The sequence below is a fragment of the Cupriavidus sp. 207A1 genome, from assembly GCF_057798955.1.
This window is the reverse complement of record NZ_JBYOJO010000027.1, coordinates 25,548-35,703: the sequence shown is the minus strand read 5'-3', so window position 1 is coordinate 35,703 and position 10,156 is coordinate 25,548. Positions and strand designations below refer to the sequence as shown.

The following is a 10,156-nucleotide window of genomic DNA, read 5'->3' as shown; positions in this document are numbered from 1 at the left end:
CGCGCCGGGCTTCATCTGCGCCAGTTCGGCGGCATCGGGTGCGCGCACCTTGAGCACCATCTGTGCGCCGAGCGCGTCGGCGGCGCTGCCGATGGTGGCGCCGACCGCCTCATACGCGCTGTCGGGCTGGCTGGCGCCCAGGCCGGCGCCGGCCTGGATCACCACCTTGTGGCCCTGAGCGACGTATTTCTTGACGGTCTCCGGGGTCGCGGCAACACGCGCTTCCCCCGCCCGCGTCTCAGTCGGGATCCCTATCTGCATATCAGTCTCCGTTTGGTCCCGTCCGCAAGCCGGACAGGCCCTTGGTGCCGGGCGCCACCTGCCGGATCTCAGGCAAAGGGGCGCCGGTATTGGCGGTGCTACTCAGCGGGGCACTTCCCCTTCCAGCGTGACGCGGTTCAGTACCCGCTCGGCGTTGCCGTAGTCATGCACGGCATAGTGCATGGTGCAGCGGTTGTCCCACATCAGTACATCGCCCTGTTGCCACATATGGCGGTAGACGTTGTCCGGCGTCACCGAGTGCTCATACAGGAAGTCGAGCAGCGGACGGCTCTCCGCCTCGGTCATGCCTTCGATGCACTGCGCGGTATCCGGATGGCCGACATAGAGCGCCTTGCGCCCCGTCTCGGGGTGGGTGCGGACGATCGGGTGCACCGCCGTGGGGACCTTGTCCGAACCAGTCATCTTGGCCAGCCGCGCGCCAGAGAAGCGGGCCCGCAGCCCTTCGATCATGCGCTGCATCGCCGGCGACAGGCGGTCATACGAGACATACTGGTTGCACCACATGGTGTCGCCGCCGACGGGGATGGTCACTGCCGAGAGGATCGAGATCTTGGGCGGCACCTCGGTATAGATCGAGTCCGAATGCCAGGCCTCGGTCGAGGCGGTTTCCTTCGGGATTTTGGTGACCTGGGCCAGTTCCGGGAACTCTGTCAGACCCTTCAGCAACGGGTTGCCCTGCACCGGCTTGCCCCAACGCCTGGCAAACGCGACCTGGGCCGCAGGCTGAAGATGCTGGTCGCGGAACACCAGCACGCCATACGCGAGGAAGGCTCGGTGCAGGGTCTCGAAGCTGGCATCGTCGAGCGGTTGGTTCAGGTCGACACCGGTCACGGCTGCCGCCACGGAGCCGGTCAGCGGCTTGATCTGGATTGTCATCATGTCTCCTCTTGTCTCAGGTTTCTCTGTGGATTCAGTCGATCAGCAATACGATCTTGCCGACGTGCTGGTCTTGCTTCATGTATGCGTGGGCAGCGTCGATGTCGGTCATGGCAAAGGTCCGGTCGATCGGCAGCCGCACGCGGCCCGCGCGCAACAATGGCAGCATGTCGCGGGCGCAGGCCTGGATGCACTCCAGCCGCTCCTGTTCCGTGCGGGTGCGGAAGGTCACGCCAATCAGCTGCAGGCGCTTGAGCCAGAGTTGCGTCAGGTCGATCTGCGCCGTCGCGGAACCCAGCCGTGCGATGTTCACCAGGCGGCCCTTGACCGCCAGGCTTTGCATATTGGCTTCGAATACCGGACCGCCTACCGTGTCGATGATGATGTCGACACCCTTGTTGCCGGTGGCTGCCATGACCGCCTCGACCTGGTCTTCGCGCGACGCATCGATGCCGACGTCCACGCCGAACTGGCTGATCTTGTCCAGCTTGGCGGCCGAGCGCGACGACGCGATCACGGGCCGGGCACCCATCAGCGAGGCGATCTGGATCGCCGCCATCGCCACGCCGCCCGAGGCGCCGTTGACCAGTACCGACTCGCCGGCCACCAGGCGGCCGTTCGTAACCAGTGCGTCATGCGCAGTGATAAAGACGTTCGGGAACGCCGCGGCATCGATCCACGACAGGCCATCCGGCACCGGGATCAGCGCCATCGGATCGGCCACCACGTACTCCGCCTGGCAGCCGCGGCCATGGCCCATCACGCGGTCGCCCACGCGCCAGCCGTTGACACCCTCGCCGACTTCCGCCACCTCGCCGGCAAACTCGACCCCGGTTGTGATGGTATTGCCCGACCGTAGCTCCTTCGCCTGGTTGATTTCGCCACGGTTCAGGCCCGCCGCGCGCACCCTCACCAGTACCTGCCCCGCTGCCGCTGCCGGCACGGGGATATCCTGCACTTCGACCTTGCCGCCCTCGGGGCCCGGCACTACACGGACTGCCTTCACTGCTGTCTCCTTTTCCTGTCTCTCTACGTGTTGCTTGCTGCGTCTGCGTCTTGCGCGAATGCCTGGACCGCGCACTGCGCCGTCGCACGGATCAGCGACAACAGTTCCAGCGCGCGTTCGGCGGCCGCTTCGCCGCCGGGGTGGTTGCCGCGCACGAATGGTGCGCGGGCATCTTCGATCGCAGCCAGCGCCTGCAGCGGTCTTTCCGCCGCTACCGCGAGCCGCCGGAATTCATTGACCGTCAACAGGTACGTGTGGAACACATCCGCCTGCCGCGACGTGGCGCCGAGCTTGTGCAGCAGCACGTTGAGCCAGTGCGTGCCGGCCAGCATCGCGCCCTCGATGGTCATCTCGTAGTCCGCGCTGGTGCACTTGCGCAGCGATGCCTCGATGCTGCACGCCATTGCCATGTGCTGTTCAGTGTCCATGGCAATTCCCCTCCAGGCGCGCCTCCAGCAGGTCAAGGCAGCGGCGCAGCGCGGCGTCACAACCCGCCGCAATGTCGGCAGTCGGCGCCAGCCCCTCGCGCAGGCAAGGATCCCGGTGGTGCTCGATGTGCTCCATCGCCTCCATCATTTCGGCGATATCAGCAGGCACCGGCCCCTCCACTTTCGGGCGGCCGACATGCAGGACGTCGCCCAGCGGCCGCAACGCAGCCTTGAGGCTGCCGTCGGGCTGCGGCACCAGGTACACGCCCGGTTGCGTCGGGAAGCAGTCGTCGTCCAGCGTGATGCGGGCCTGGTGCAGTGCTGCATTGACGGCATGGGTACCGGCCGTCATGCCGGCCCAGAACCACAGCCCGAAATCCTCCAGCGGGTCCAGGCGCGCGCGCAGGGCCTGCAACTTCGCGATCTTCTCCTTGTGTGACATGACCTTCATGTCGGCTTTCTCCGTTGATTCACAGCGTCGATGGTCCGGCGCTGACAACATCGCCGTTGTCAGGACGATAGACAGCGGCCGCATCGATGTCAACAAACTTCTATATAGGACTTATGCTGGGGGAGTAGTGGTTTTCGCTGATAATCCAGATTTTCGCTTGACCGCCAACCGGTAGTCTTTCTACATTGGATCCCAACACCTATACAGGAGTTGATCGAAATGCCACGAGCCATCGTACTAAACCCCGCCGACAACGTGGCCACCCTGCTGGACGCCGGCGAAGCCGGTGAATCCTGTGCGCTCGAAGGCGAGCGGCAAGGCAGGCTGGTGCTGCTGCAGGACGTGCCGTTCGGCCACAAGATCTGCATCGCCGACACGGTAGCGGGACAAACCATCCTGAAGTACGGCCAGGTCATCGGCCGCGCCAGCCGCGCGGTGCGCGCCGGCGAACACATGCATGTTCACAACATCGAGTCGGCGCGCGCCCGCGGCGACCTGCACAAGGGGTAATGCAGATGGCAACAACCTTCCTCGGATACCCGCGCGAGAACGGCGCGGTCGGGGTGCGCAACTGGGTCGCCGTGGTCTCCGTGATGGACAACTGCAATCCGGTGACCCGCACCATTGCCCGCACCGTGGGTGGCTGCATTCCCGTCACCACGCTGTTCGTGCGCGGGCAGTTCGGCGCTGACCTGGACTTCGCCTTCGAGTCGCTGGCCGGCCTGGGGTGCAACCCCAACGTCGCCGCGGTGTTGCTGGTGGGCCTGGAGCCGTCGTCGACCGAAGAAGTGGCGCGCCGCATCCAGCTCAGCGGCAAGCCGGTCGAGCGCGTGCACTTGCAGCCCAACGGCACCGTTGACTGCATTGCCGACGGCACCCGCAAGGCCACACGCCTTGTCCTGGCCGCGTCCCGTGCGCGCCGCGTGCCATGCCCGGTGTCGTCGCTGGTGATCGGCGTGGAGTGCGGCGGGTCCGATACCACCTCGGGCCTGAGCTGCAACCCGGTGATTGGCCGCATGGCCGACATGTTGATCGCCGAGGGCGGGACCGTGATCATCTCGGAAACGTCGGAGTTCATCGGCGCCGATCACCTGTTCGCGGAACGCGCCGCAGACGGGCGTGTGCGCGAGGCCTTCGTCTCCGCTGTGCGCAACATGGAGAATCTGGCCATCTCGCGCGGCGTCGACATGCGCGAGGACCAGCCTTCGCCCGACAACAAGCGCGGCGGCCTGACCACCGTCGAAGAAAAGGCGCTGGGCGCCATGGCCAAGGCCGGCACCAGCCCGCTGGTGGGCGTGCTGCGCTACGGCGAGGCACCGCGGCAGAAAGGCCTGCATTTCATGGACGCACCGGCCGCGGCCGTGGAAAATCTTACTGCGCTGGCTGCCGGCGGATGCCAGCTGACCTTCTTCGGCACGGGGGTGGGCAATCCGATCGGCAGCATGGTGGCACCGACGGTCAAGGTGTGCGGCAACGTCAATACCCTGCATACCATGGCCGACAACATTGACTTCGACGTCAGCGGCGTCCTGCAACGCGGAGAGAAGATCTCCGACCTCGGCGAACGGCTGTACGGCTATGCGACGGACGTCGCATCCGGCACGCGGCTGACCAGCGAGGTGCTCGATATCCGGGAGACCGCGATCAGTCGATTCGCACTGAGCCTCTGAGCAACCATGACCAAACTTAACAGCGTCTCCGACGCGATCATCCGCTCCATCGAATCCGGCGCACTGCGCGAGGGCGACCGCCTGCCGTCAGAAGGCGAGCTGGCCGCCATGCACGGCGTGAGTGTGGGCACCATCCAGAAGGTGCTGATCCGGCTGAAGCACTCCGGACTGATCACGCGCGAGCAGGGGCGGGGTACCTTTGTTTCCGGCACCCGCGTGGCGCCCGCGGATGTGCGCTACCTGCGCTTTCGCGACGAGCAGGGCAACGAGCTGCCGTCCTACGTGCACGCCCGCTCGGTCAAGCGCATCAAGCGCCAGGGGCCATGGTCCGAGTTTCTCGGCGGCGATGGCTGGGTGCGCATCGAGCGCGTGATCAGCGTGGGCGGGCGCCTGGACCTTTACAGCGAGTTCTGGCTGCGCGACGAGGACTTCGCACAGCTTGGCGGCCTGGACCGGGACGCGCTGGAGAAGAACCTGCGCGAACTGATCGGCCAGCGGCTGTCGCTGCCGACGTTGCGCGTGGACCAGTGGATCCGCTTCGGCCCGGCGCCTGCCACGGCGGCGCGGGAGATCGGGCTGGAAGCCGACGCGCCGGCCTTCATCATGGAACTGCGCGGCTACACGCTGCGCGACCAGCCGCTTTACTACCAGTCGGTCTACGCTGCCCCCTTTTCAGAGCGGCTGATGATCGTGCGGGAGAAGTCGTCATGACTACGCGATGGAGCGTCCAGAGCCTGGAGCGCTGGACGTCTGCTGTTTTCGAATCGTGCGGCGTGGCGCGCGAGCACGCCATGCAGGCCGCCACCGTGCTGGTGCGCAGCGAGCTGCGCGGCTACAAGACCCATGGCATGACGCGCGTGCCCTCGTATGTCGAGCGTCTGCGTGCCGGCGACTTTAATCCGCGCGCCGGGATGTCTCACCGCAGCTTCGCCGGCGGCATCGTGCTGGACGCCGACGGCGCCATGGGCCAGATCGCCGGGCCGCATGCGCTGCAGCTTGGTCTGGAGGCGCTGGAATCGAGCGCATCCGTGCTGGTTGCGGTGCAGTCGTGCGGCCACCTCGGCGCACTGGGCATCCATGCCCTGCTGGCCGCCGAGGCGGGGGCGTTCTGCCTGGTCGGTCAGCGCACGCCGCCCGTGCTGGGCATGGAGGGCTTCGCCCGCCCTGCCATCGGCCACAACCCCATCGCCTTCGGCTGCCCCCTGCCTGGCCATGCACCCATCGTGTTCGACGTGGCCTGCAGCGTCGCCGCGCGCGGCCATATCTTGCTGGCCGCCCGTGAGGGCAAACCAATTCCCGAGGGCTGGGCGCTCGACGCCGAGGGCCAGCCGACCACCGATGCACAACGTGCGCTGGCCGGTTCGCTGCTGCCCACCGGGGGGCACAAGGGCATCGGCATTGCCATGATGGTGGAGTGCCTGGCAGGCGCCCTCACCGCCACCGCCGACTCGCTCTCCCCCGAGCGCAATCACGTCGGCAGTGCCGGCGCCGTCGGCCGCCAGGGCGGCTTTGTCTGGCTCGTCAGGCCCGATGCCTTCGCCGGCCAGCGCATATTCGCCGACTACATGGCCCATTGGAGCGGCAACTACCTTGCCGCCGGCGGCGGCGATGCAAGGCTTCCGGGCCATCGCGGCGACGCCCTCGAACGTGAAGGGCGCGAGCACGGCATCGCGTTGCCCGACGCCATCGCCTGCGAGCTGACCGCGCTGGGCAGGCAGCTCGCCATCCCGTTCCCGGCCTAGCCGAATCCCCGACGACATCACAGATAACCGGGCCACCGGCAGACGCCGGCCGCCCCTACTCAACCCCACACTGGCTGATTCCGTCCTATGAACGCTCCAATCCACCCCGACGCAGCCCGGCAGGCCATGGAAGCCGTGTCGATCGACGACAAGTACGCGCTGGAATCCGGCCGCGCCTACATGAGCGGCGTGCAGGCCCTGGTGCGGCTGCCATTGCTGCAGCGGCGGCGCGACACGATGGCAGGCCACAACACCGCCGCCTTCATTTCCGGCTACCGCGGCTCGCCGCTCGGCACCTATGACCAGGCCATGTGGCAGGCAAAGAAGCATTTGGCCGACAACCATGTGGTCTTCAAGCCCGGCGTCAACGAAGAGCTTGGCGTGACAGCCGTGTGGGGATCGCAGCAACTCGACTTCGATGCGGCCAGCAAGAAGTACGACGGCGTGTTCGGCATCTGGTACGGCAAGGGCCCCGGCGTCGACCGCAGCGGCGATGCGCTCAAGCACGCCAACCTGGCTGGCACCTCGCGGCTGGGCGGCGTGATCGCGCTGGCCGGCGACGACCACGTGTCCAAGAGCAGCACGCTGGCGCACCAGAGCGACCACACCCTGATCGCCTGCGGCCTGCCGGTGTTCTTTCCGTCCAACGTGCAGGACATCCTGGACCTGGGCGTGCATGCCTTTGCCATGAGCCGCTTCAGCGGCCTGTGGTCCGGCATGAAGACCGTGCAGGAGGTGGTGGAGTCGGGCGCCTCGGTGGTCACCGACTCGGACCGGGTCCGCATCCTGCTGCCAGAAGACTTCGCCATGCCCGAGGGCGGTCTGCATATCCGCTGGCCGGACGATCCGCTCGCGGCCGAGGCGCGCATGATGGAGTTCAAGTGGCCGGCGGCACTCGCCTATGTGCGGACCAACCGCCTGAACCGCAACGTGGTCGAGGGCCCCAGCGACCGGCTGGGCATCATTGCCAGCGGCAAGGCCTACAGCGATACACGCCAGGCCCTGCTTGACCTCGGACTCGATGACGCCGCCTGCTGCGCGCTCGGCATCCGGGTCCACAAGGTCAGCGTGGTGTGGCCGCTGGAATCGCTCAGCGTGCGCGAGTTTGCGCACGGCCTGCGCGAAGTGCTGGTGGTGGAGGAAAAGCGCCCCCTCATCGAGCAGCAGCTCAAGGACGAGTTGTACCACTATCCCCCCGACGCTCGCCCGGCCGTCTTCGGCAAGTACCACCACACCGACGGCGTGGGTGGCGAATGGAGCCATCCACGGCCGGCCGAGGACTGGCTGCTGCGCGCCAAGGCCGACCTGTCGCCGGCGCTGGTGGCCAAGGCCATCGCCCAGCGCCTCAGGCTGCTCGGCGTGCCGGCCGATGTGGCGGCGCGCATGGACGTGCGTCTGAAGGAAATCGAGGCCAGGGAACGCGCCTGCCCAGGGCGACTCGCGCGGCACCGACCGCCTGCCATGGTTCTGCCCGGGCTGCCCGCACAACACCAGCACCCGCGTGCCGCAAGGCTCGGTCGCGACGGCCGGCATCGGCTGCCACGGCATGGTGGTGTGGATGGACCGTTCTACCACCTCGTGGTCGCAGATGGGCGGAGAAGGCGTGCACTGGATGGGCCAGGCACCCTTCAGCAAGCGCAACCACATGTTCGCCAACCTGGGCGACGGCACCTACAACCACTCCGGCCTGCTGGCGGTGCGCCAGTCCATTCATGCCGGTGTGAACATGACCTACAAGATCCTGTTCAACAGCGCCGTGGCGATGACCGGTGGCCAGCCGGTGGACGGGCAGCTTGACGTGCCGGCGATGTCGCGCGAGCTGGCCGCCGAGGGCGCCAGGCAGATCGTGGTGGTCACGGATGAACCGGACAAGTACAAGGGTGTCGCCAACCTGGCAACGGGGGTCACGGTGCGCCACCGCGACGAACTCGATGCCGTACAGCGCGAACTGCGCGACGTCAGCGGCGTCACGGCGATCATCTACGACCAGGCCTGCGCCACCAAGAAGCGCCGCGAGCGCAAGCGCGGCACCATGGCCGATCCCGCCAAGCGCGTGGTCATCAATGAACTGGTGTGCGAAGGCTGCGGCGACTGCTCCGTAGAGAGCAACTGCCTGGCCGTGCAGCCGGTGGAGACGGAATTTGGCCGCAAGCGCAAGATCAACCAGGATACCTGCAACAAGGATTTCTCCTGTACCAAGGGCTTCTGCCCCAGCTTCGTCACCGTCGAGGGCGGCCAGCTCAGGCAGCCGTCGACAGCAGCCAGGCACCATCCGGCGCCGGGCGACATCCCGATGCCGGCCCTGCCCGACGCGGCGACGCCGCGACGCATCGTCGTGGCGGGCATCGGCGGTACCGGCATCGTGACGATCGGCGGCGTGCTTGGCATGGCCGCGCACCTGGAAGGCAAAGGCGTCATCACCCAGGACGCCACCGGCATGGCACAGATGGGCGGTTCCACCTGGAGCCACATCCAGATCGCTGCCAGCCCGGAAGCCTTGCATGCCAGCCGGGTGGATATCGCGATGGCCGACCTGGTGATTGGCTGCGACACGGTGGTGGCAGCCAGCAAGGCGACGCTTGCCGCCATGTCGCCTGAGCGCACCTATGTCGTGCTCAACAGCCATGTCACCCCCACCGCCGCCTTTGTGCGCAATCCTGACTGGGACGCCCAGACCGCGGAGGCCGTGGGCCGCATCGCGCAGGCTGTCGGCAAAGGCCAGCTTGGCAGCTTTGACGCCGAACAGGTGGCAAAGGGCGTGATGGGTCAGTCCATCTACGCCAACCTGATGATGCTGGGCTACGCCTGGCAGAAGGGCCGCGTGCCGCTGTCGCATGCCGCGCTGATGCGTGCCATCGAGCTCAACGGCGTGCAGGTGGACAGCAACCAGGCCGCTTTCGAATGGGGCCGGATGTGCGCGCACGACATGTCACGCGTCCCGGTGCGCGCCGCCGACGCACAAGTGATCCAGTTTGTGCGCAAGCTGCCCGTCGAGGAACTGCTGAAGCAGCACGCCGAGTTTCTGACCGGCTACCAGAACCGGGCTTATGCGGCGCAATACGAGTCGTTTGTCGGCCGCGTGAAAATGGCGGAATCGGTTGTTGGCGGCGCCCGCATGACCGAAGCCGTGGCGCGCTCGCTGTTCAAGCTGATGGCCTACAAGGACGAGTACGAGGTGGCCCGCCTGCACACCGGCGCCGCATTCCGCAAGCAGATCGAGTCGATGTTCGAAGGCAAGGTCCGCCTGGTCCACCACCTCGCGCCGCCCCTGTTCGCCAGGAAGAACCAGGATGGGCAACCCGTCAAGGGCGCCTACGGCCCGTGGATGCGCACGGCCTTCGGGGTGCTGGCCCGCTTCCGCGGGCTGCGCGGCACGGCACTCGACCCGTTCGGCTATACCGCCGAGCGCAAGGCAGAGCGTGCGCTGATCGCCGAATACCGCCGTTGCATCGAGGGACTGCTGCAGAAACTGTCCGCGCAGAATCTGGACCTGGCGCTCGAGATCGCGCGCCTGCCGATGGAGATCCGCGGCTATGGCCACGTCAAGGTGCGCAACCTGGCCGCCGTGCGCACCCGCTGGGACCGGCTGATGGCGCAATGGGAGAGCGGCGAGGTCCGGCACGAGGCAAGCGGGCCCGCCGTGGCTGCCTGAAGATAAATGGTGTAGAGGCCCCGCCCGTGGCGGCGCGGGGACCATCAGA

Annotated in this window: 8 protein-coding genes and 2 pseudogenes; 5 read left to right on the top strand and 5 right to left on the bottom strand. The window is 66.9% G+C overall.

From position 1 onward, the window contains the following. The 5 genes and pseudogenes from AC3FMM_RS31040 to AC3FMM_RS31020 all read right to left on the bottom strand — a co-directional run. Positions 1 to 261: pseudogene (locus AC3FMM_RS31040) on the bottom strand (NAD(P)(+) transhydrogenase (Re/Si-specific) subunit alpha); the annotation flags it as partial. 102 nt (positions 262 to 363) lie between these two features. Further along, positions 364 to 1,158, bottom strand: a complete 795-nt coding sequence (locus AC3FMM_RS31035; protein WP_116314415.1) for a TauD/TfdA dioxygenase family protein — start codon at positions 1,156 to 1,158, stop codon at positions 364 to 366. A gap of 34 nt (positions 1,159 to 1,192) precedes the next feature. Further along, entirely contained in the window at positions 1,193 to 2,164 is a 972-nt protein-coding gene (locus tag AC3FMM_RS31030) for a zinc-binding dehydrogenase (protein WP_116314416.1), read from the bottom strand. Between the two features lie 23 nt (positions 2,165 to 2,187). Beyond that, entirely contained in the window at positions 2,188 to 2,592 is a 405-nt protein-coding gene (locus AC3FMM_RS31025; RefSeq protein ID WP_326348757.1) for a hypothetical protein, read from the bottom strand. After that, a complete protein-coding gene (locus AC3FMM_RS31020; protein ID WP_252668385.1) occupies positions 2,582 to 3,043 on the bottom strand; it encodes a hypothetical protein in 462 nt (153 codons plus the stop codon). Before AC3FMM_RS31020 ends, AC3FMM_RS31025 begins: the two co-directional genes overlap by 11 nt. A gap of 219 nt (positions 3,044 to 3,262) precedes the next feature. On the opposite strand from AC3FMM_RS31020, the gene AC3FMM_RS31015 reads away from it, so the two are divergent. The 5 genes and pseudogenes from AC3FMM_RS31015 to AC3FMM_RS30995 all read left to right on the top strand — a co-directional run bounded on the left by AC3FMM_RS31015 (position 3,263) and on the right by AC3FMM_RS30995 (position 10,107). Further along, complete coding sequence (locus AC3FMM_RS31015) at positions 3,263 to 3,553, top strand: UxaA family hydrolase (RefSeq protein WP_115682450.1); 291 nt, start codon at positions 3,263 to 3,265, stop codon at positions 3,551 to 3,553. Positions 3,554 to 3,558: 5 nt separating this feature from the next. Then, positions 3,559 to 4,713, top strand: coding sequence for a UxaA family hydrolase (locus tag AC3FMM_RS31010; RefSeq protein WP_116314792.1), 1,155 nt, complete (start codon positions 3,559 to 3,561; stop codon positions 4,711 to 4,713). Between the two features lie 6 nt (positions 4,714 to 4,719). Continuing rightward, positions 4,720 to 5,424, top strand: coding sequence for a GntR family transcriptional regulator (locus tag AC3FMM_RS31005; RefSeq protein ID WP_116314419.1), 705 nt, complete (start codon positions 4,720 to 4,722; stop codon positions 5,422 to 5,424). Then, positions 5,421 to 6,455: an Ldh family oxidoreductase gene (locus tag AC3FMM_RS31000; RefSeq protein ID WP_116314420.1), complete on the top strand. Its 1,035-nt coding sequence runs from the start codon at positions 5,421 to 5,423 to the stop codon at positions 6,453 to 6,455. Before AC3FMM_RS31005 ends, AC3FMM_RS31000 begins: the two co-directional genes overlap by 4 nt. An 87-nt stretch (positions 6,456 to 6,542) precedes the next feature. Then, positions 6,543 to 10,107 (top strand): annotated as a pseudogene (locus tag AC3FMM_RS30995) (indolepyruvate ferredoxin oxidoreductase family protein). Positions 10,108 to 10,156: the final 49 nt, after the last annotated feature.